At 67.9% G+C, this 315-nt stretch carries 1 pseudogene; it reads left to right on the top strand.

The features are described 5' to 3' along the window. Positions 1–315, top strand: a pseudogene (locus tag AU175_RS22455) (HNH endonuclease signature motif containing protein); the annotation flags it as partial.

Below are 315 nucleotides of genomic sequence, written 5' to 3'. Positions count from 1 at the left end.
GCCGCGTCGCCCGCCGCTGGGCCGACACCATCGACGCCGACGGCACCGAACCCACCGAAGAAACCCTCCGCCACACCCAAGGCGCGTTCATCCGCAAACCACGCCACGGCCTCCACCACCTCGAAATCTTCGCCACCACCGACCAATACGAACACCTCCTCACCGCCATGAACACCGCCACCAACCCCCGCACCACCACACCCGCCACCAACACCAACGCCACCAGCACAGACACAATCAACACAGACCTGCCCGGAACCCGCGCAACTACCGACGCCGCCGGCCCAGGCAGCACCGGCACCGGCGGAACAGGCG

The sequence above is a fragment of the Arthrobacter sp. B6 genome (assembly GCF_001663775.1).
Taxonomy (GTDB): Bacteria; Actinomycetota; Actinomycetes; order Actinomycetales; family Micrococcaceae; genus Arthrobacter.
This window is presented reverse-complemented; position numbering and strand designations above follow the sequence as displayed.